17 protein-coding genes are annotated in these 20,871 nt (G+C 51.4%); 10 read left to right on the top strand and 7 right to left on the bottom strand.

The window, feature by feature from the left end:
* The first annotated feature begins 181 nt into the window (after positions 1-181).
* The 7 genes from citZ to V8F51_RS07740 all read left to right on the top strand — a co-directional run bounded on the left by citZ (position 182) and on the right by V8F51_RS07740 (position 8,502).
* Positions 182-1,294 (top strand): citrate synthase, encoded by a 1,113-nt coding sequence (citZ, locus tag V8F51_RS07770; protein WP_337099602.1) that lies wholly within the window; start codon positions 182-184, stop codon positions 1,292-1,294.
* Positions 1,295-1,428: 134 nt separating this feature from the next.
* Entirely contained in the window at positions 1,429-2,724 is a 1,296-nt protein-coding gene (gene icd, locus V8F51_RS07765) for an NADP-dependent isocitrate dehydrogenase (RefSeq protein WP_337099601.1), read from the top strand.
* Between the two features lie 131 nt (positions 2,725-2,855).
* Positions 2,856-3,803 carry a malate dehydrogenase gene (mdh, locus tag V8F51_RS07760; RefSeq protein ID WP_337099600.1) on the top strand — a complete coding sequence of 316 codons (948 nt, stop codon included), beginning with the start codon at positions 2,856-2,858 and terminating at the stop codon, positions 3,801-3,803.
* Between the two features lie 100 nt (positions 3,804-3,903).
* On the top strand, positions 3,904-6,063 hold the full coding sequence (recQ, locus tag V8F51_RS07755; protein WP_337099834.1) for a DNA helicase RecQ: 2,160 nt from the start codon (positions 3,904-3,906) through the stop codon (positions 6,061-6,063).
* A gap of 225 nt (positions 6,064-6,288) precedes the next feature.
* Entirely contained in the window at positions 6,289-6,714 is a 426-nt protein-coding gene (locus V8F51_RS07750) for a hypothetical protein (protein ID WP_337099599.1), read from the top strand.
* Positions 6,715-6,760: 46 nt separating this feature from the next.
* On the top strand, positions 6,761-7,717 hold the full coding sequence (locus tag V8F51_RS07745; RefSeq protein WP_337099598.1) for a sugar kinase: 957 nt from the start codon (positions 6,761-6,763) through the stop codon (positions 7,715-7,717).
* A 2-nt stretch (positions 7,718-7,719) separates the two neighbouring features.
* Positions 7,720-8,502 (top strand): DeoR/GlpR family DNA-binding transcription regulator, encoded by a 783-nt coding sequence (locus V8F51_RS07740; protein WP_337099597.1) that lies wholly within the window; start codon positions 7,720-7,722, stop codon positions 8,500-8,502.
* Between the two features lie 54 nt (positions 8,503-8,556).
* Here the strand turns inward: V8F51_RS07740 and nagA are convergent, their stop codons facing one another.
* Both nagA and nagB read right to left on the bottom strand, forming a co-directional pair.
* A complete protein-coding gene (nagA, locus tag V8F51_RS07735; protein WP_337099596.1) occupies positions 8,557-9,744 on the bottom strand; it encodes an N-acetylglucosamine-6-phosphate deacetylase in 1,188 nt (395 codons plus the stop codon).
* Complete coding sequence (nagB, locus tag V8F51_RS07730; protein ID WP_337099595.1) at positions 9,745-10,470, bottom strand: glucosamine-6-phosphate deaminase; 726 nt, start codon at positions 10,468-10,470, stop codon at positions 9,745-9,747.
* Positions 10,471-10,757: 287 nt separating this feature from the next.
* Here nagB and fni point away from each other — a divergent pair, with 287 nt between their 5' ends.
* A complete protein-coding gene (fni, locus tag V8F51_RS07725; protein WP_337099594.1) occupies positions 10,758-11,813 on the top strand; it encodes a type 2 isopentenyl-diphosphate Delta-isomerase in 1,056 nt (351 codons plus the stop codon).
* A 75-nt stretch (positions 11,814-11,888) separates the two neighbouring features.
* On the opposite strand, the gene V8F51_RS07720 is transcribed toward fni, so the two are convergent.
* The 3 genes from V8F51_RS07720 to V8F51_RS07710 are packed head-to-tail and all read right to left on the bottom strand — an operon-like array spanning position 11,889 to position 15,414.
* Complete coding sequence (locus tag V8F51_RS07720; protein ID WP_337099593.1) at positions 11,889-12,989, bottom strand: Ger(x)C family spore germination protein; 1,101 nt, start codon at positions 12,987-12,989, stop codon at positions 11,889-11,891.
* Positions 12,986-14,086: a GerAB/ArcD/ProY family transporter gene (locus V8F51_RS07715; protein WP_337099592.1), complete on the bottom strand. Its 1,101-nt coding sequence runs from the start codon at positions 14,084-14,086 to the stop codon at positions 12,986-12,988. The genes V8F51_RS07720 and V8F51_RS07715 overlap by 4 nt, the downstream gene beginning before the upstream one ends.
* Complete coding sequence (locus V8F51_RS07710; protein ID WP_337099591.1) at positions 14,083-15,414, bottom strand: spore germination protein; 1,332 nt, start codon at positions 15,412-15,414, stop codon at positions 14,083-14,085. The genes V8F51_RS07715 and V8F51_RS07710 overlap by 4 nt, the downstream gene beginning before the upstream one ends.
* A gap of 178 nt (positions 15,415-15,592) precedes the next feature.
* Between V8F51_RS07710 and V8F51_RS07705 the strand changes: the two genes are divergently transcribed.
* Both V8F51_RS07705 and V8F51_RS07700 read left to right on the top strand, forming a co-directional pair.
* Positions 15,593-16,348 carry a class I SAM-dependent methyltransferase gene (locus tag V8F51_RS07705; protein WP_337099590.1) on the top strand — a complete coding sequence of 252 codons (756 nt, stop codon included), beginning with the start codon at positions 15,593-15,595 and terminating at the stop codon, positions 16,346-16,348.
* Positions 16,348-17,352, top strand: a complete 1,005-nt coding sequence (locus V8F51_RS07700; protein WP_337099589.1) for an MBL fold metallo-hydrolase — start codon at positions 16,348-16,350, stop codon at positions 17,350-17,352. The genes V8F51_RS07705 and V8F51_RS07700 overlap by 1 nt, the downstream gene beginning before the upstream one ends.
* A 7-nt stretch (positions 17,353-17,359) precedes the next feature.
* Here V8F51_RS07700 and V8F51_RS07695 read toward each other — a convergent pair whose 3' ends face one another.
* Both V8F51_RS07695 and V8F51_RS07690 read right to left on the bottom strand, forming a co-directional pair.
* Positions 17,360-18,988 (bottom strand): response regulator, encoded by a 1,629-nt coding sequence (locus V8F51_RS07695; RefSeq protein WP_337099588.1) that lies wholly within the window; start codon positions 18,986-18,988, stop codon positions 17,360-17,362.
* 42 nt (positions 18,989-19,030) lie between these two features.
* Positions 19,031-20,755: a sensor histidine kinase gene (locus V8F51_RS07690; RefSeq protein WP_337099587.1), complete on the bottom strand. Its 1,725-nt coding sequence runs from the start codon at positions 20,753-20,755 to the stop codon at positions 19,031-19,033.
* Between the last annotated feature and the right edge of the window lie 116 nt (positions 20,756-20,871).

Below are 20,871 nucleotides of genomic sequence, written 5' to 3'. Positions count from 1 at the left end.
TGCAGCAGGAGCTAATGAGAATAAGGACTGCGATAAAATATTTGATAATGCCGATAAAGCATTTTTATGTCCAATTTTGTTCACTTCACCCGCAAAATCATTTATGATTAAAAGCGACGGTAAAGAAACGAACGTTTTTTTATGAACCAATAGCAAATATTTGGTTAAAGGAGAGAGAACGATGACAGCAACTAAAGGTCTAGAAGGAATTGTCGCCGCGGCGTCGTCCATTAGTTCGATTATTGATGGAGTCTTGACGTACCGCGGTATCGATATCGATGATCTTGCAGCAAACGCAACTTTTGAAGAGGTCGCATATCTGCTTTGGTATGGTAAGCTTCCTAATCGTTCCGAGCTTGCAGGACTGCAGAAGCAATTGGACGAGTATGCAGCCGTGCCTGCAGCCGTTCTTGATCAAATTAAGCTGTATCCGAAGGATACGAATTCGATGGCCGCTCTCCGCACAGCTGTATCCAGCCTTGCTCTGTATGACGGCTCTGCTAACGAAATGACTCCGGAAGCTAATCAGTTGAAAGCGATTAAGCTTCAAGCTCAGCTTCCTACACTTATTGCTGCTTTTGCCCGCATCCGCGAAGGCAAAGAGCCGGTTGCTCCAAAGAAAGGCGTTTCTATCGCCTATAACTTCTTGTACATGCTGACAGGCAACGAGCCTGCTGAAGTAGCAATTAAAGCTTTGGATCAAGCGCTCGTGCTTCACGCCGATCATGAGCTTAACGCTTCCACATTCGCTGCGCGCGTTACGGTTGCGACGCTTTCCGACATTTACTCAGGCGTTACTTCCGCGATCGGCGCTTTGAAAGGCCCATTGCACGGCGGTGCGAACGAAGCTGTTATGGTTATGCTTGAGGAGATTGGTTCTTTCGGCAATGTAGAGAGCTACATCAACAACGCGCTTGCGAACAAGCAAAAAATTATGGGCTTCGGACACCGTGTATACAAAAACGGCGACCCGCGCGCGAAACATTTGCAAAAAATGTCCCGCGAGCTTGGCAAGCTGACTGGCAACATGGAATTGTACGAAATGTCCGTTAAGATCGAAGAATTGGTTACGGGTCAAAAAGGTCTTAAGCCTAACGTCGACTTCTACTCCGCTTCGGTGTACACGACGCTTCAAATTCCGCGCGATCTGTTCACGCCGATCTTCGCGATCAGCCGTGTATCCGGCTGGTGCGCTCACATCCTTGAGCAATACCAAGACAACCGTCTGATTCGTCCGCGTGCGGACTATGTTGGACCGGTTAATGCGAAATATATTCCAATTGACGAGCGCTAGAATCGTTGACAGGGTATAATGGAGAGGGCGAGGACGGGCTCATGCGTCAATATGTCCGTTCTCCTCACTCAGAGTATAATCATTTATAGACTAGGCTTGCTAAGCAGGCAACATTTTGAAGGAGGATTTTATTCATGGCTCAGTTTGAAAAATACGCGCTTCCAACAGAAGGCGACCAAATTACGATTGACAACGGCGTGCTTCAAGTGCCTAACAACCCTATTATTCCTTTCATCGAAGGCGACGGCACGGGCCGCGACATTTGGCGCGCTTCGAAACGCGTACTTGATGCAGCTGTAGAGAAAGCATACGGCGGCAGCAAACAAATCGCTTGGTACGAAGTATTTGCAGGCGAAAAAGCGTTCAACACATACGGCGAGTGGCTTCCTGCCGACACGCTGACTGCAATTCGCGAATACATCGTGGCGATCAAAGGTCCTTTGACTACGCCAATCGGCGGCGGTATCCGTTCCCTGAACGTTGCGCTTCGCCAAGAGCTTGACCTATACACATGTCTTCGTCCAGTTCGTTACTTCGCTGGCGTACCTTCCCCGGTTAAACGTCCTGAGCTGGTTGACATGGTTATCTTCCGTGAAAACACAGAGGACATCTACGCGGGTATCGAGTACCAAGAAGGTTCCGCTGAAGTGAAGAAAGTAATCGAGTTCTTGCAAAACGAAATGGGAGCTAACAAAATCCGTTTCCCTGAAACTTCCGGTATCGGCATCAAGCCAGTATCCAAAGAAGGTTCGAAACGTCTTGTTCGCGCAGCAATTGAATATGCAATTAAGCACGGCAAGAAAACAGTTACGCTTGTACACAAAGGCAACATCATGAAATATACAGAAGGCGCGTTCAAAAACTGGGGCTACGAAGTGGCTGAGCAAGAATTCGCTGAGCAAACCTTCACTTGGGGTCAATACGACCGCATCAAAGAAGCTGAAGGCACTGACGCAGCTAACAAAGCACAAGCAGAAGCAGAAGCTGCCGGCAAAATCGTCGTAAAAGACGCAATCGCCGACATCGCTCTTCAACAAGTATTGACTCGTCCGACTGACTTTGACGTTATCGCTACGCTTAACCTGAACGGCGACTACTTGTCCGACGCTTTGGCTGCGCAAGTTGGCGGTATCGGTATCGCACCGGGCGCGAACATCAACTACTTGACTGGTCACGCGATCTTCGAAGCTACGCACGGTACAGCTCCGAAATATGCGGACAAAGACGTTGTAAACCCTGGTTCGGTTATCTTGTCCGGCGTAATGATGCTTGAGCACCTTGGCTGGCAAGAAGCGGCTGACCTTATCTATAAAGGTATGGAAACGTCGATTAACAACAAAACGGTAACGTATGACTTCGCTCGTCTGATGGAAGGCGCTACAGAAGTGAAATGTTCGGCATTCGCTGACGAAATCATCAAAAACATGTAGTCTGGCTCGCGGGCCTAGCGGTTTGCGCGTTTGAAAGTGTATTGGAATGCACAAAATATATTCATAGCTTGATTGAAAGGGGACTTTGGGGTCCCCTTTCGGTTTGCATACCAATTGGGAGGAATGATCTAATGGCTATCAAACGGAATAAGATTACAGTTGTAGGCGCGGGCTTCACAGGTGCTACTACAGCGCTTATGCTTGCTCAGAAAGAGCTTGGCGACATCGTTCTCGTTGACATCGAGCCGCTTGAGAATCCGACGAAAGGCAAAGCGCTCGATATGCTCGAGGCGACTCCTGTACTCGGCGTTGACGCTAACATCATCGGTACTTCCAACTATGAGGATACGAAGGATTCCGACGTCGTTATTATTACGGCTGGTATTGCCCGCAAGCCAGGCATGAGCCGCGACGATCTCGTTAATACGAACGCCGGCATCGTGAAGTCCGTATGCGAGAACGTAAAGGCGACCAGCCCTAACGCTTACGTGATCATTCTAAGCAATCCGGTTGACGCTATGACTTATGCTGCATTCCAAACGCTTGGTTTCCCTAAAAACCGCGTAATCGGCCAATCCGGCGTGCTCGATACTGCTCGCTACTGCACGTTCATCGCCCAGGAGCTTAACGTTTCCGTTGAAGACGTACGCGGCTTCGTGCTTGGCGGCCATGGCGACGATATGGTGCCGCTCGTTCGATATTCGAACGTTGGCGGCATTCCAATCGAGAAGCTGATTGCTGCTGAACGCATTGAAGCGATCGTGCAGCGCGCCCGTGTTGGAGGCGGCGAGATCGTTAACCTGCTTGGTAACGGCAGCGCATATTATGCGCCTGCAGCTTCGCTTGTCCAAATGACAGAGGCGATTCTGAAGGACAAGAAACGTATCCTGCCTGTTATCGCTTTGCTGGAAGGCGAATACGGCTATAACAATCTGTTCATGGGCGTACCGACAATTATCGGAGGAGACGGCATCGAGAAGGTCCTTGAGCTCGAACTGACGTCTGAAGAGAAAGCGGCGCTTGATAAGTCTGCTGAATCAGTGCGCAACGTGATTCAAATCGTTACAGCAGGCCAATAAGGCTTAGGCCAGCATTATAACATTTCGTTCGGGAGGACCCTGACAGACAACTGCCAGGGTCTTTCTATGCACTAATGTGGGGGAGGGATTCGGATTGGAAATGATCGAAGAGGCTAAGCAGGCGCTTAAGCGGGTATATGGATATGATACGTTCCGCAAGGGGCAGGAAGATATTATTGCAGGCATATTGAATGGGAGAGATACGCTTGCTATATTGCCGACCGGCGGAGGCAAGTCGATCTGCTACCAAATTCCGTCTATGCTGCTGCCGGGAACGTCGCTTGTCATATCGCCGCTCATCTCGCTAATGAAGGACCAGGTTGACGCGCTTCGCCGCGTAGGGGTCTCGGCGGCGTTTTTGAACAGCTCGCTTAGCGCGTCAGAATACAGGGATGTTATGCGCAGCGCCATGCAAGGCGAATACAAGCTGCTCTATGTAGCGCCGGAGCGGCTAGATGCGCCGATGTTCCAATCGTTATCGGAGCAGCTGGCCATTCCGCTCATCGCGATTGATGAAGCGCATTGCGTATCGCAATGGGGCCATGACTTCCGCCCGAGCTATCGGCAGCTAGCGGGCTGGATCGCCAGGATGGCGAACAGGCCGCTCGTAGCGGCCTTCACCGCTACCGCTACGACGGAAGTGGCGGAGGACATTTCGGCAATGCTGAAGCTGCGAGATCCGAGCGTCTTCGTGACCGGCTTCGCGAGACCGAATCTATCGTTGTCCGTCGTGACGGGCGTCGATAAGAAGAAGTTCCTAGAGAAGTTCCTTGCGGGACGCAAGGAGCAGTCGGGTATCATCTATACGGCTACCCGCAAGGAAGCGGAGGACGTATGCGCATCTTTGATTCGCAGCGGCATTGCGGCCGGCAAATATCACGGGGGTCTATCCGATGCGGAGAGAGCAGATACGCAGGAGAAGTTCCGGTTCGATGAACTGCGCGTTATGGTCGCGACGAACGCTTTCGGCATGGGCATCGACAAACCTAACGTTAGATACGTGCTGCATTGGCAAATGCCCGGCGATCTGGAGTCGTATTACCAGGAAGCAGGCAGAGCGGGCCGCGATGGCGAGGAGAGCGAATGCATTCTGCTGTTCGAGCCTGCCGATATGCAAGTTCAGCGATTCCTGATTGAACAGGGAACAGGCGATACGGATCGCAAGTCGATCCAGCTGTCGAAGCTTAACACGATGATGAATTACAGCCGGACGCAGCGCTGCTTGCAGCAGTTCATCGTCGATTACTTCGGCGAGATTGGCGTTGAAGCTTGCGGTAAGTGCAGCAGTTGTCTTGATAAGAGCGAACCGGTCAATCGTACGGAGGAAGCGAAAATGGCGCTGTCCTGCGTTGGCCGGATGAAAGGGCGCTTCGGCGTGATGATGGCTGCCAAAGTGCTCAAGGGCTCGCGGGACAAGCGGTTGCTAGAATTCGGCTTGGATCGGCTCTCTACATACGGCTTAATGCGCAATATGGCCGAGAAAGAAATTGCCGATTGGCTGTATTGGCTCGTAGCCGAAGGCTACTTGCGGCTTAGCGACGGACAATATCCGACCGTCTCGCTTACTGCAAACGCGCTCCCCGTGCTTGAAGGGCGCGAGATGATCATGCAGCGGATGCGGACGACGGTTCGTCAGACCGCATCCGCGGACAGCTTCGCGGCATCGCCTCTATTCGATGCGCTCAAGCAATGGCGCAAGGAGAGGGCGTCAGCGGAAGGCGTGCCGCCGTTCATGCTGTTCTTCGACGCCACGCTGAAGGAGATTGCGGTCGCGCACCCGCTTAGTGTGGATGAATTGCTGAACGTCAAAGGAATCGGCTCCGCTAAGGCGGACAAGTACGGTGCGGAGCTGCTTGCCATTCTTCAAAGCTTTGAAGGAGATTTAGAGGGACGTACGGGAGTCCGCAACGTGACGATATCAACTGCTCCTGCTGCTAAACGTTCGCCGCAAGGCGATGACGAGCAGCCAAGTCATATCGCGACACTAGCGCTATTCCAAGAAGGCCTTGAGCCGGACGCGATTGCCAAGGAACGAGGTCTTAGTAAGGTAACGGTGGAGGGTCATATTATCCGCTGCGCCGATGAAGGGCTGGAAGTAGAATGGAGCCGCATTATTCCTGAAGCCTATGAGCAGCAAATCGTGGATGTAATCGGTGAGATTGGAATTGAGAAGCTACGTCCTATTAAGGACGCCTTGCCCGAGGAAGTGACCTACTTCGCGATCCATGGCGTCATGAGCAAGTATGGTTTCAAATCGTAAGCGGGTCGAAGCGGCCCAATAGTTCGACGAAATGCCGCTATGCATCGAAAGTTCGTTAATGTTTCACAAAAGAAGTTATAAAAGCTGTAATTCTGACTTTATACGAGCGTATTTCTTTGAAAACAATCTCGTATCTGATAAACTACATGTTAGGTATAAGTTTGAAGGAAGCGGACAAAGACTGAAATATTATTCGCTTCGCGAACCATAAGAGGAGGAAAAATAATGTCTAATGTAATGTGGTTTATCCATTTGCTTGGGGCAATCGGAATGGGCTTCTATATCGTGCTTCCGATCATGCTGGGCAGAGCAACAAAACTGGCAGGAGCTGGGCAAGAGGGACTTGCCGACGGGCTGCTGTCTGCGAACCGAATCGCGCAATATTTTCTCGTGATTCAACTGCTGACAGGCGGTTATATGATGTCCCAAGGCGATTATGCGGTTGTCTGGATGATCATTATCACTCTGTTGTTCCTAGGAATCGCTGCTATCGGCGGTATCGTAACGAAGCCGCTAAAGCTAATTGTTTCCTCGATTCAAGAGGGCAAGAGCGCAACGGCTCATATCCAAAAAGCGCGCGTGCTAAGCTTAATCGTACTCGTTCTGTACATTGTAATTATTTACTTCATGAGATTTCCGATTGCTCCATAAGTATACCGCGAACATAAACGTGAATAAGCTGTAGGGGGATTGCAGTATGCATGAATCATCACCGCAAATTGTTACGTTTGGCGAATCCATGGCCTTGTTCATGCCGGGAGAACATAAATCAATCGAAAGAGCTTCTTCGCTGGAGCAAAGCTTCGGAGGGGCAGAGAGCAATGTTGCAATTGGACTTGCTAGACTAGGCTCTTCCGTAGGCTGGTTCGGCGCGCTAGGCGATGATCCGTTCGGCAAGCTCATCTTGAAAACGCTCCGCGGAGAAGGCGTAGATATATCGCGCGCGAAGCTCGACGGCAGCGCTCCGACCGGCATGATGTTCCGTGAGCATGTGGCGGGCAAGCTTGCGGTACATTACTTCCGCAAGCATTCTGCAGCAAGCAAAATGACGCCGGACAAGCTTGACGAGCAATACATACGCGGAGCGAAGCTGCTCCATGTGACAGGCATTACTGCCGCTATAAGCGAAGAGAGCAGAAATACGCTTAAGCGCGCGGTAGCCGTTGCGAAGGAAGCAGGCGTGAAAATCAGCTTCGATCCGAATTTGCGGCTGAAGCTATGGTCGATCGAGGAAGCGCGCGAGACGCTGCTGCCGATTGCCGAAGACGCGGATTATTTCCTGCCTGGCTGGGACGAGCTGAAGCTTCTGTACGATACGAACGACTATGAATTTGTTAAAGGCAAGCTTAAGCAATTGAAAGCGATCAGTATTATCAAAGGCATGGGCGATACGACTGTTGTATTGAACGGCGATCAAGAGGACAGCCTTCCATTCTATCCGGCCGAGCAAGTCGTCGATACGGTTGGTGCGGGTGATGGGTTCTGTGCCGGTTTCCTTGCAGGCATTATGAAAGGCATGACGCCGGTTGAAGCGGTACGGCTTGCCAGCATTAACGGTTCGCTCGTCGTGCAAATGCGCGGTGACTGGGAAGCGCTGCCAGAATGGGACATTGTGGAACAGCGATTATCGGCGAAAGCTTGGGTGGAACGTTAATAATGGCGGATACGAGCGGCTCCAAAGGACAGCGCCGGCGCGATGCGATTCTGCAGCTTCTTAAGCAGCAGGGAAGGCTCACGATTCAAGAGCTCGTTGAGCGGTTCGGCATCTCGGAAGCGACCGCAAGGCGTGATCTGGAGCAGATGGAAGGCGACTATCCGGTTATTCGTACGATAGGCGGAGCTATGTATGACGGTATGCATACCGTTCGGGAGCTTCCTTTTGCCGAGAAAGAGGGCTTATCGATCCTCGAGAAGGAACGGATCGCCGAGCTGGCGACCTCGCTTATCGTCGAAGGGGACGTGATCGGCCTCTCCGGCGGTACGACGAACTTCCTAATGGCGAAGCTGCTGAAGTCGCGCAAAGGCATCACGGTCGTTACGAACGCGGTCAATATCGCGATGGAGCTGGCCGGCAGTCCGATTCAGGTCGTCGTGACCGGCGGCATTATGCGTCACAACAGCTTCGAGCTGTGCGGACCGCTTGGCGAAGGCATGGTCGGACATTTACATATTGGCAAAATGTTCATCGGCATCGACGGCATCTCGGCAGCTGGCGGCATTACGACGTATTCCGAGCAGGAAGCCCAAATTGCCAAAGCACTCATCAAACGATCCCATTCTACTTATGCGGTATTCGACCATACGAAGACGGATCGAACTTCCTTGTTCTCCATTGCGCCCATTGCTGATCTTGGCGGCGTCATCACCGACGTTCCGCTCGAGGGCGAATTGGCAAAGCTGCTGGAAGAGCAGCGTATCGCGGTATATGTGACAGGTTAATCTAGAAAAAACAGCCCGATAAGATCCAAGGATCTTATCGGGCTTTTTATTATGCTACTCGTTACTTGCGAAGACCGTTCTTCCCTGCACCCACGTTTGGCGCACGTTCAGATCGGCGTCAGTCAGCACGAGATCGGCTTGCTTGCCTATTGCAATCGAGCCTGTACGATCGTCGATGCGAAGCTGTCTTGCGGCATTGCCGCTCGCCATAACGCTGATCTGCGATAGCGTCAGGCTCGTATTCGCGAGCATGAAGCGGATAGCGCCGATCATGGTCAGGCTGCTGCCTGCGAGAGCGCCGCCTTCTGCAAGGCGGGCGACGCCGTCCTTTACGACGACGGGCAGCTCGCCGAGCTCGTACTCGCCGTCAGGCATGCCGGCTGCCGACATGGCATCGGTGATTAGAATGACTTTATCGTCGGGTTTAGCCGCGACAAGCAAGCGTATGGCAACGGGATGGACATGATGACCGTCGGCAATAAGCTCGGCATGGATGCGGTCGTCGGTCAATACGGCGCCCAGCGTCCCCGGCTCGCGGTGGTGAAGACCCCGCATCGCGTTATACGTATGCACCGCTTGGGTCAGGCCGGCATTGGCTGCAGCTTCGATCTCCGTATACAGCGCATCTGTATGGCCGCATGCGGTTACGATGCCGTTCTGCGACGTCCATGCAATCGTCTCTACCGAACCCTCTTTCTCCGGTGCTAGCGTTAGTTGGCTAATGAGGGAAGGCCAACGCTCCGCCCACTCTTGCAGCCAACTAAGCTGCGGCGTGCGAATATGGGCAGGGTTTTGCGCGCCAGGCCATTTCTCGCTAATGAACGGCCCTTCCAGATGAACGCCGTGCAAGGCTGCATAAGGCATTTCAGCCGATCGGTATGCGGCTACCGCTTCAAGAACGGGGTCGATGGATGACTTAGGAGCCGTCATCGTCGTGGCCAGCATTGTCGTTGTGCCGTTCGCGGCGTGGAAACCGGTTATTTTGTCATAGCTGTCACGGCTGGCGTCCATGAAGTCGGCGCCGAAGCCGCCGTGAACATGCATGTCGATGAAGCCAGGCAGCACGTAACCGCCTTCGCCGTCAATTACAGTACTGCCATTGCCCACTTTAGCATTGCTTCCAATTGCAATACTTTCAATTAGTCCGTCAGCGATAACGATGCTTCCTGCCTCAACGCTATCCTCCAAGACGATGCGGACATTGCGTATGGCGAAGCGATTCGTATCATTGTGTTCTTTCATTTAATTCAACATCCTTCCTGCCTCTCGGTCGAGGAGAACAATGACGCGCGGATGTGTCTGAAGCAGGGAGGCGGGTACGCTAGTCGTAATAGGTCCGGTCAACGCTTCCTTGACGATCTGCGCCTTGTCCGCACCGCGAACTGCCAAAATAATCGTATTGGCTTTCAGAATCGAGCCAACGCCCATCGTCACTGCATATTCAGGCACGTCGTTCATGGATTCGAAGAACCGGGCATTCGCCTCGCGAGTTTCCTGTTTCAGCTTCACGACATGTGTGCCGCCGGAGAGGTTTTGATCGGGCTCGTTGAAGCCGATATGTCCATTATGTCCAAGGCCGAGCAGTTGTACATCGACGGGTTGTTCCGCCAGCATCTCGTCATATTGGATGCACTCGGCTTCGACGTCGTCAGCCATGCCGTTCGGCAGATGCGTCTGCTCACCAACGATATCGATGCGGGAGAACAGATGACTGTTCATATAGTAGGCGTAGCTTTGATCGTTCTGCGGCTGCAGACCGACATATTCGTCGAGGTTATACGTCGTCACCTGCTTGAAGCTGACGCGCTCATCATTGTGTATTTGTACTATTTTGTCATAAATTCCGATCGGTGTCGATCCTGTTGCCAGTCCCAGCACAGCTTGCGGCTTCTCTTTAACCAGGTTCGTAATATATCGCGCTGCATAAGCGTCCAGCTCCTGCTGCGTATCGAATTGAATGATTTCCATCACGTAGCCTCCTTTAAAATAGGGGTTGAGCGTATTTGCTATTTTAAGTGTAAAACATTTTCGAAGGATAAACAACAAAATTATGATTGAAAAAGTCAAAATAATGATTGTAAAGATCATATGAATAATAAACCAACTCATGCCCGCCAAATATCCCGATGCGGAAGCGCGAAACGAAAATGTATGCTATGCTAGTTCTATATGTCTAATTGGCGAAAGAGGCTACTCGCTCACAGCGGGGGGCAATAGCTTGCATAGATGAAGTAATGGCGTGGGAGGAAAGTCGTATGGCGGTGGAGCAGCAGGAGGCAACAGCAAGGCGGAAAGGTGAGCATATACGAATATGCTTGCAGGAGAAGGTGAACGGCGTCGGCATCGAGACGGGCTTCGAGCGTCTGCGCTTCAAGCATAACGCGATGCCGGAGCTGTCATTCCGAAGCATTAGCCTCGAGACGGAGTGGTTCGGCAAGAAGCTCGGAGCGCCTTTGCTCGTCAGCTCCATGACCGGCGGCACGGATGAAGCGGGAGCAATTAATCGTCGTCTTGCGATCGCGGCGGAAGAGCGAGGTTGGGCCATTGGACTCGGGTCAATGCGGGCGGCGATCGAGCAAGAGGAGCTTGCCGCCTCATTCAAGATCCGCAAGGAGGCGCCTACTGTACCGGTTATCGCTAATATTGGCGCAGTGCAGCTAAATTACGGATTCGGACCGGAAGCGTGCCAACGGGCGGTTGATCTATCGGAGGCTGATGCGCTCGTCCTGCATCTGAACAGTATGCAGGAGGTGTTCCAACCGGAGGGAGATACGGACTTTAGTCACCTTTACGCCCGGATCGAGCAAGTGTGCCGGTCGGTCTCCGTACCTGTTGGGATAAAAGAGGTTGGCTGGGGCATCGATGGCGAGACAGCGTCCGCGCTTGCAGGCGTCGGCGTTGCATTCATTGATGCCGCAGGCGCAGGTGGCACGTCATGGAGTCAGGTGGAGAAGTTTCGCTCGAAGGACATGATGCGGCGCGAGGCCGCTGAAGCTTTCGCCGATTGGGGAATTCCTACGGCGCTCAGTATTGCTGAGATCCGCAGCGCTCTGCCTTCGATGCAGCTTGTCGCAAGCGGAGGCTTGCAGCATGGCGTCGATGCGGCTAAGTCGCTTGCGCTTGGAGCGAATATGGCAGGCTTCGGCCGGGTGCTGCTCCCAAAAGCAGCCGGGGGCAACAGCGAGGTTTCGGTACGGGAACTGCTGGAGCAGTTCGAACGGATTGAATTTGAGCTCCGCACCGCCATGTTCGGCATTGGAGCAGGCACGATTGAGGAGCTTCGCAATACGAATCGGCTTATTGCTATTTAATGTACAAATAAGCGTAATCACGAATAAAGCACGGCTAGGTAGTAACGACATCACTCGTTGCTTTCTAGCCGTGCTTTATTGAATTAATCCCGTGCCTTCAATATTTATTTTCGTATCGACTTTGAATTCGACGCCGGGATAAAGGGACAGCCATTTCTCGTACGCCTCATTAGGATTGTTGGTGTGATGGTTCGCTCGATACCGAAGACCGAAGCCGAACGGATCTACGCCGGCGCGCTGAATTTTCAGAAGGAGCGCTTCCGATTGCTGCGAGAAGTCTTTGCTCAGCTTATTTTCAATCGGTTGCCATTCATGTTGATACAAGTTTTCCGGAGCGTCCTCGAGCACAATGCTTAATTTGACATTGAACGTAATGACGATCTTATCGTCTTCACTTTTCATATGGTACTTCGAACGAATATCGTTCACTGCGCCAACGATCTGAATACCCTCGTAGATTCCGTGAATGGACGATTTGGCATAGCTTTGGTCAAGCTGATTGAACAGTTGCGATTCCTCGGGCGTCAACACGACGCTTATTTTGTTTTTATCGAGCAGCGCAGTGCGATTGATAATGTAGCTTTTTTTGGAATCGGAAACGATAATCGGAAGCAGCGGGTCCAACCCCTTCTCGAATGCCCGCTTCGCGAATTCGGACAGCGGCTGGACGTATGAAAACGGCGAATCGGTCCCGTCGGCTCCGAAACTTAGGAAGAGCGTATTGCCCGGATAGCGCTCGGATACAGGTGTAATGCCGAGCAGCGATTTCGCGTCGGGCTTAGCCACGGCAATGTCGGCCACGCTTTGAATGTCCCTTCTCCGCCGCATCCACTGCATGAGCCCGGTATAGTCGGTGCGGGCTTGATCCTCTCCAATCAGAAAAATTTTGCAATGGCCGAAATCGAGCTCCTTGTCTACATAAGATTTCAGCATTCGAACCCCTTCTGCTATGCTGCTGGCCTCAATCGTTTCTAGTTGGACTTTGGATGCGCCAGGCTCTATCTTGGGAGACGGGACGGCGAGTTGAAGCGTAATGCGATAGGGCTTCTGCTCATTATCGGACTTATCGATGCCCGTCGCTACGACAAAGAAACGTTTGTCGATATCTTTGAAGCCGCAACCTCCCGCGAGGTAGAGAAGCATGAGGAGAGTGACGCACTTAATTATGTTTCTCATGCGGATCTCGGTCTCCTTCGACTAAACATAAACAGCCCGATGACAAGCGGGATTTCGACGAACAATCGGACAATAAGCCAATACGTGGAAATGACCATGTTCATTTTCTCGTTCGTCATGAACATGTAGACGAATGTGAGAACGATGAATAAGCCTACAATAACATAATTGGCGATCGGTGCTTGAAGGCTATCCACCTGTGGCTTATGGCTCGACATCGTGCTCTTCACGAATTCCATAGCCTGATGCCAGCCTGACATCGTAAAGATGAGCGTAAGGTTCAAATATACGATGAGGAACAGGAATAATACACGTTCAATGAAGCCGTATTGCATAAGGAGCGAGTCGGCTGTCATACTCCATATGTAAATGTAATGGCCAACCGCCTCCGTGCCGTGAATGCCGATCGGGACAAAAAACGTAGTAAGCATGATCAAGAAACCGACAAGCGGAACAATCCAGCGGTGCCGGAAGCGAAAGTTGGACGGCATTAAGCGGTTGAACAGCGACATGTTAATGTATCCGGCGAAAATAAAAGACGCAGCCGCGACGGACTGCAGAGTCGGCGTTTTCGTTGCGTAGTTGGCAACAATGCGTATCGCATCCCAGTTCAAGTGAGGATTGCTCCCTGCTTTGAACAAAACAAAAAAGATAATTGGCGCATTCACAATAAGGCCGATCTCAATGACGAGCATAACGGTCATTGTAGAGCGGGTGGCCGCATACCCGCAAGCGAGAACGAGCATGCCCAATATAAGAGCGACATGCACGTCGGGATTGAAAAAACGGTTGATCATGATCGCAAAGGCGATGATTGCGATCGTTGTCGCATACAGCCACAGCAGCGCAAAAAAGATCATCAGCGTGTTAGCTAACCATTTCGGCAGATGCAGCTTCAATATTTCTGGCAATCCTTTGCCGGGATACCTTGCCAAGGCGCTCGTATACATATACAGAAGAATCGTCCCAATCACTGCGCCTATAATAAGCGACATGACTGCGCCTTTATAACGATCAGCAATAAGAATATGAGGGACATACAGCATGAGGTTAATGAAGCTTACAAGTATAAAGTTATAGAAAAAGTAACGGTTCACTTGTGCTCCACCTGCCCAATATCGCCTTCTGTCGGCTGAAGTTTGCCGAATACGCGGAAGTACGGCTTGCCGAAGCTGCGCAGATTGCATAAGTACGTCATGTAGATGAACATACCGACCGTAACGCCCGATATGCCGAAAAAAATAGCGATAACGATTAAAGGATATTTCAAGAATCGAATCGCGAACGATAGGGAGCTGACCGGAACGACAAAGTTCGCGATCGCTACGACGGAAGTAACGATAATCATTATGCTGCTGACAAGGCCGGCTTGCTGCGCGGCTTGTCCTAGGATGAGTCCGCCGACGGTCGTCGCCGTCGAGCCGATATACCGCGGTAGCCGTATGCTCGCTTCAATGAGTGTCTCAATCATGAACAGCATGATGAATACTTCGATGAAGGAAGGATAAGGAACGGCCGAACGGCTGCCGGCGATCGAGAATGCAAGTTGGACGCGGAACAGCTCCGGGTTGTAGGAGACAACGGAAATGTAGAGGGCAGGCAGCATGATTGTAAGCAAAATAGATGTGTACCGCAGGAAAATGAGAAATCTCGTCATCCAGAATGCCTCGTAATTATCCTCGACCGCATGCATGAAGTCGAAAAAAGTAGCAGGCAATATAAGCGCGAACATGCTGCTTTTCATTAATAGGATGACTTTGCCCTTAGCGATCGCTTTCGTAATCCGATCGGGACGTTCCGTTATGAGCACCGTCGGAAACAAATGCTTGCGCTTGCCGATAAGCAGCTTCTCCAGCTCGCCCGCCGCATTAACCATTTCAACGTGAAGGGTCGTTATTTTGTCGCGAACGCTGTCCAGAACGGAAGGGTCAACGCGCCGTTGGTCGAATACGACCATGACAGGTGTTTGGGATACATAGCCGATCGTATGCTCCTCTACGGACAAGTCGGCCGATTGGTACATGCTCCGAATGAGGTTCAACGATTTGCTTAAGTCTTCGCTTAAGGCAAGCTGCGGTCCTTGAATGGCGCTTTCGACCTGCGTCTGCGGGCTTTCGTTGCAGATGATCCGCGCGGTGTACAACGAATAGACGGTGCCGTCCGCCTCGATAAGCACATTGCCGCGCAGCAGCAGACTGCGCCATTTGGCTACGTCGTCAACAACCTTATATTCGGCAATCGTATGAAGCAATTCACGAAAAGGCTTCTCCTGCTTTGCGAACGGAATGAATATGTAATCGCTGATCATTTTCTCTTCACACATCGGAGCGAGGTAGGCGACTTGAATGGTCATATCGCCATTGCTCAGTTCCTCGAGCTTCATGTCGACCGCCTCCGCGAACATTAGCCTTATGCGTTCATTCATTGTTGATTACCTCCCCTTGCGCAATTTGGATAAGCTACCATAGTTTGTGCAAGAGGACGTATATTATGCCACATGGCTGCCCGATGCATCGTTTTGCGAGGAGTAAAGAATTCAAGTACAATGAGTAATCATGACGATCCGCGTATGGCAGCAGGCGATAATGAAGGAGTAAGAGTGAATGAAACCTTGGTATGAGACAAGCTTCGGCAACGATTATATGCTCGTCTATAAGCATCGAGACATGGAGGCCGCTAGGAAGGAAATCGAGCGAATGATAACCTTGCTTGGTTTGCCCCAAGGGGCCAAAGTGCTCGATATCGGCTGCGGAATGGGGAGGCATTCCGTTGCGTTGTCCGATCTGGGCTTCGCGGTTACGGGCGTTGACTTATCGGACGATCTGTTGGAGGAAGCAAGGCGGCATGATGCGTATGGAGAAGTCGAGTGGATACACGGGGATATGCGCGAGCTGCCTTTCGAGGATGGAAGCTTCGATGCGACCGTCAATTTGTTTACTTCCTTTGGTTATTTTGCGCGAGAGTCGGATAATGTTGGCGTGCTGCGCAATATTAGGCGCGTGCTCCGCCCGGGAGGGCTTTGCCTCATCGATTTCTTGAATCCGAACTACGTCGCGGAGCATCTCGTTCCCCATTCCGTAAGAGAGGATGAGGAAGAAGGCGTACGAATCGACGAGGTGCGGACAATTGACGGCGACTGGGTGAAGAAGGAAATCACGATAACGGAGCTGGTCGTCAAAGAAGGCAAGGATGCGAAGCGGCAGTATATGGAACGTGTTCGGCTCTATGAGCTGGATTGGTTCCGGGAACACTTCGCAAGCTCGGGTTTAGAGCTGATAGGTGTATATGGCAATTATGACGGTACTCCCTATCGGGAGGCCGATTCTAATCGATTAGTCATGATAGGAAGGGCGATATGATGGGGGAATTACATACATTGAAGCTTGCGAATGGGTGGCTGCAGGTGAAGGTGCCGCTGCCATTTTCATTGAGGTGGGTCAATAGCTATGTCATACCGGAGGACGACGGTTATACGTTGATCGATCCAGGATTGCGGACAGATGAGGCGATAGCAGCTTGGGAGGCTGCGCTCACGGAGCATGAGTTCAAATGGAGTGATGTTACGCGCATTCTATTAACGCATCAGCATCCTGATCACTACGGCCTCGCCGGTTACGTGCAGGAGAATAGCGGCGCGCCGGTCTATATGTCGAGGAAGTCGCATGCCTATGCGCAGCGGTTATGGGGAGAGGACAGCCGGTTCGCAGAGGAGCTCCAGATGCTGTTCGCCGAGCACGGCATGCCGGCGGAGTTGATAGACGCGATTGGACATAATCTGTCCAGCTTCGTGAAGATGGTATCGCCGCAGCCGCAAGTCACTTATATAGAAGCGGGCAGCACGATTGCATTAGGCGGCTTAGACTGGGTGCTCATCGACTCTCCCGGACATGCCTCCGGTCAGTTATGCTTCTATCAACCGGAGCGCAAATGGATGATATGCGGGGATCAAGTATTGCCGCATATTACCCCTAATGTGAGCGTCGTGCCTGGCGAGGATGAGAGGCCTCTTGATTTATTTCTCACTAGCCTGAAGGAGCTTGCCGGCTATGAGGTGGAGATGGCTTATCCCGGACATCGCGATCCATTCGGCGATTTCTCCGGACGAATAGAGGAGCTCATCTCCCATCATGGACGCCGACTCGAACGGATGGCAGAGATGCTTGCAGAAGAGCCCCGCACAGCTTTCGACATGTGCGAGGCTCTATTCGGCAGCAGACTGCGAGACAATCCGCATAATCTGCGATTTGCGATGGCTGAGACGCTTGCCCATTTGTACGAGCTTGTTCAGCAGGGGCGGGCTACTTATAGTCCCGCGAACAGCTGTACCAGCGGCGTATACTATGCCGCAACGCCAGCGCAATAATATATAATTATCTGTCGCGGAATTCTTGCGGCGTAATGCCGTAACGATCCTTGAATACTTTGATGAAATAGCTTGTTTTCAAATAACCGATTTTGGCGGCGATCTCGTAGATCTTCTCGTTGGAGGAGCGAAGCAGATGAGCCGCCTTTTCCATTTTCAGCCTCGATAAGTAATCGCTAATGCCTTCCCCAGTCTCAAGCTTGTACACCTTAGACAGGTATGAAGGATTCAGATAGACATTCGCCGCAATCGTCTGCAGCGAAGCGTCCTCGAGATGATTCGAGACGTATTCCTGCACCTTCTGGACGATGCCGGAACGCGAATCCCGATTTTTCGAACTCATCTGGCTTCGGTAAGCGCCTAACACGTCCTCGGTCCATGCCCGAAGTTGTTTAATCGTATGGAAATGCGGACCGCCGAGCAGCTGGTTGAAGTTGTCCTTCATAATGTCGGCCATCCACAGCTTGTTTTTATGAATCGAAAAGCTGAGCGAGCTTGCGATATTGAAATACGTCTCCAAGATGTGCTCATGTGAATCGCCCCATTTATGCTCCAATTCCTCAAAGGCGCTGTTCAGCTTGTCCGTAATCGCCTCCCATTGTCCCGCCTCGAGCAAATGATGAAGAAGCGGCGGATTGTAAATTTGCGTCAGCGAATTGGCTTCGCCTTGGTCGCTTTCATCCGCAAGCGAGAACATAAAGCCGCGGTCGCTCCCGATCCGCTGTCTGAAGCTGTAGAGACAACGCTCGTACGTATCTCTGACTTCATCGGGGAACACGGCTTGCTTGCTCAGCACGAGCGAGATTGTCCCTTTCAAATAAAGGCTCACATAATGCTGAAGCTGAGCGACTTTTGATTCGACCTGCTGCAGGTTCAGCTGCTCGCCCGCGGTGTCGGTCGTCTTGCTGCTCGCTTTGCGCACAATCAGGAAGACGAGATAACCGTGATCATCCTTCAAGTGCCACAACGTATACTCGTCGGCGAATATTTCTTCGGCGATGTTGCATACGGCGAATTCGAGCAAGGAGTTGTCCCGCTCCGTCTGCTCATCGAAGTAGTCCTCCATGCGCAGCAGCATAATGCAAAACGGCGAGCCTGCCGAATGAGGCAGTTGGAACATATCGAGCTTCTGCTGAAGCTCGTCTGACGCAGCAAAGGTTTTGCCATGAAGCAGCGAGGCGAGCAGATGCTTCCGCAATACGGGCAAATTTTCTTTCATTGAGGTCAGCGACTTATGCTGCGAGGTTACCGCGCTCCAATGCTGCTCCAGCTCGGTGACCGCTTTCTTCACCGCTTCAAGCAGCTCCTCATCCTCGGCTGGCTTAAGCAAATAATCGGTCGCTTGCTGCTGCAGCGCCCGCTTGGCGTATTCGAAGTCGTTGTAGCCAGTAAGCAGAATACATCTTACATTGGTCCAAGTGCCGCGAATCTGTTCGATGAGTTCAAGCCCGGATAGGCCAGGCATATGAATATCGGTAATGACGATGTCAATCGGTGTCTCGTTCATAATGGCAATAGCGTCTTGTCCCGAATAGGCTTGATGCACGTTATCGATGCCTACCGTGCTCCACGGCAAGTTATGGGCCAGATCTTCAACCAGATCGGGCTGGTCGTCAACAATTAACAATTGATACAAGGCTGTGATGCACCTCCTATGGTGAAGTATGTGTCTGATTGTCTAACTGTTATGCGGCCAAGTGACCGATACGGCAAGTCCTCCTTCAGGCTGGATGCGGAATGTCAACGACGCCTCGGAACCGAATTGGTATATCATTCGTTGACGGATATTCCATAGCGCGCATCCTGTACCTTCGTTGGGCGGATTCATAACGCTCATCTCCAGCTTCCTCATGCCCTCCTCGGTAACGCCTATGCCGTTATCCGCAATCGTTATCGTGTGGTAACGATCATTGCTCTCTCCGGTAATCGTAATAATACCATCGCCTTCGAAACGTTCAATGCCGTGAAGGACCGCATTCTCGGTAAGCGGTTGAAGCAGCAGTCTAGGAATTTCTAGATGATGCATCGTTTCCGGCACGTGAATCTCATAGGACAAGTGCTGAATATGGAATTGTTGAATTTCCAAGTAGCTCTCGATCAGATCGAGCTCTTCCTTAATTGTAGCGGTTTGCTTTTCGACCCTCGTCGTATAACGATAATATTTGGACAGGTGCATCGCAAGCTTCATAACCGACTCTTTCTTATCCAGTCTTGCCAAGCTGCGTATAAGCGCGAAGCAATTATACAGGAAATGCGGGTTGATTTGCGATTGCAACTGCTTCACATTGGCTTCGCGGGTTCGTATTTCTTCCGCATACAGCTTCTGAATCAATTGCTCCGTATTGGCTGCCATGTCGTTGAAACGATGGAACAGGTACGTAAATTCATTTTTCGGATTAGCCGTAATCCTCGTCGAATAGTTGCCGTCCTGCAGCCGCTTCACGCTGCGGATGAGCAGTCCGATCGGCCGCTGAACGTTCCGATAAAGCAAGTATCCGGCCAGCAGGCTCATAACAAGGAGAAGCCCCACAGATCCATAGAACAGGTTCTGGCTCTTGACGATCGGCTTGAGGATGTCGGCTAGCGGCACATAATCGACAAGATACCAGTCGAGCGTTTCTATATGCGCGGTCGTCACAAGGAAGTCGTCCCCATGCACTTTAATGATGCTGTTGGCTGCAGCATCCGATGTGATGCTAGGGAGGAAGCTTTGAATCGAATCGGTCATCTCTTTGTCCGCGTTGCGATTCTGAATGACCGCGCCGTCCTTATGGACGAGGAATGGGTCGCCTTTGCCTGCAAGCTTGAACGTATCGAGGTCTTTAATGAGATGCTCCTCGGGAAAAGAGATTTCGACGATAATGCCGGCGTTCTCTAGGTCGTTCACTTTGTTGTTCGGTTTAACGATATGGCGCACGAACCGCTTCTGCTTAATGTTCTGAATAATCATTTCTTCATACTTCCATTTTGGCGCATAAATTTGCTTGACGTAATCCAGATCGTAACCAAGGTATATGTTGGTTGATACGAACTCCTTGCTTGCAGGGGCAAGCACCGAATATTGCGTATCCCAGCGCTGGGATACGTTCAGCAGCCGAAGGCGCTCAATGATGCGCAGCTTCTCGTCATTCCGCACGTAGGCGCTTTCGATCAAATTCAAAGTTTGCAGCTGTTGAATATGAATATCCTCGCTAAGCAAAAAACCGAGCGACGAAAGCGTCGTTACACTCCGATCAATCTCGCTGGCTAAGAAGGAGACGTCCTTCTGCTTCAACGACTTCATCTCTTCCTTAATAACTTCGATGCTTGTCCGAATCGAAAGCGTATACAAGACGATGATCGGAATGAGGAGCAAAACGATCAACGTCATGATTTTGGCGAACGTATTTTCTCGTAAGCGCATGGTCAACCTCACTTTTTTGTTTAAATAGCGATAGATAAGTCAACAAAGTGGCATGCTTCCAAAGAACGTGGTCTATAGCACAGGAGATACTGCTGATAAAATTAATCATACAGGAG

It is taken from the genome of Paenibacillus sp. YIM B09110 (assembly GCF_037167145.1).
Taxonomy (GTDB): Bacteria; Bacillota; Bacilli; order Paenibacillales; family Paenibacillaceae; genus Pristimantibacillus.
Note: the sequence above shows the minus strand (reverse complement) of the source record. Positions and strands in the feature narration are given on the sequence as shown.

Coding starts and splice junctions, on each gene's coding strand:
- mdh (WP_337099600.1), top strand. CDS start 2,856: ATGGCTATCAAACGGAATAAGATTACAGTTGTAGGCGCGGGCTTCACA.
- V8F51_RS07705 (WP_337099590.1), top strand. CDS start 15,593: ATGAAACCTTGGTATGAGACAAGCTTCGGCAACGATTATATGCTCGTC.
- V8F51_RS07740 (WP_337099597.1), top strand. CDS start 7,720: ATGGCGGATACGAGCGGCTCCAAAGGACAGCGCCGGCGCGATGCGATT.
- V8F51_RS07745 (WP_337099598.1), top strand. CDS start 6,761: ATGCATGAATCATCACCGCAAATTGTTACGTTTGGCGAATCCATGGCC.
- nagA (WP_337099596.1), bottom strand. CDS start 9,744: ATGAAAGAACACAATGATACGAATCGCTTCGCCATACGCAATGTCCGC.
- V8F51_RS07750 (WP_337099599.1), top strand. CDS start 6,289: ATGTCTAATGTAATGTGGTTTATCCATTTGCTTGGGGCAATCGGAATG.
- recQ (WP_337099834.1), top strand. CDS start 3,904: ATGATCGAAGAGGCTAAGCAGGCGCTTAAGCGGGTATATGGATATGAT.
- V8F51_RS07720 (WP_337099593.1), bottom strand. CDS start 12,989: ATGAGAAACATAATTAAGTGCGTCACTCTCCTCATGCTTCTCTACCTC.
- nagB (WP_337099595.1), bottom strand. CDS start 10,470: ATGGAAATCATTCAATTCGATACGCAGCAGGAGCTGGACGCTTATGCA.
- icd (WP_337099601.1), top strand. CDS start 1,429: ATGGCTCAGTTTGAAAAATACGCGCTTCCAACAGAAGGCGACCAAATT.
- V8F51_RS07690 (WP_337099587.1), bottom strand. CDS start 20,755: ATGCGCTTACGAGAAAATACGTTCGCCAAAATCATGACGTTGATCGTT.
- fni (WP_337099594.1), top strand. CDS start 10,758: ATGGCGGTGGAGCAGCAGGAGGCAACAGCAAGGCGGAAAGGTGAGCAT.
- citZ (WP_337099602.1), top strand. CDS start 182: ATGACAGCAACTAAAGGTCTAGAAGGAATTGTCGCCGCGGCGTCGTCC.
- V8F51_RS07700 (WP_337099589.1), top strand. CDS start 16,348: ATGGGGGAATTACATACATTGAAGCTTGCGAATGGGTGGCTGCAGGTG.
- V8F51_RS07710 (WP_337099591.1), bottom strand. CDS start 15,414: ATGAATGAACGCATAAGGCTAATGTTCGCGGAGGCGGTCGACATGAAG.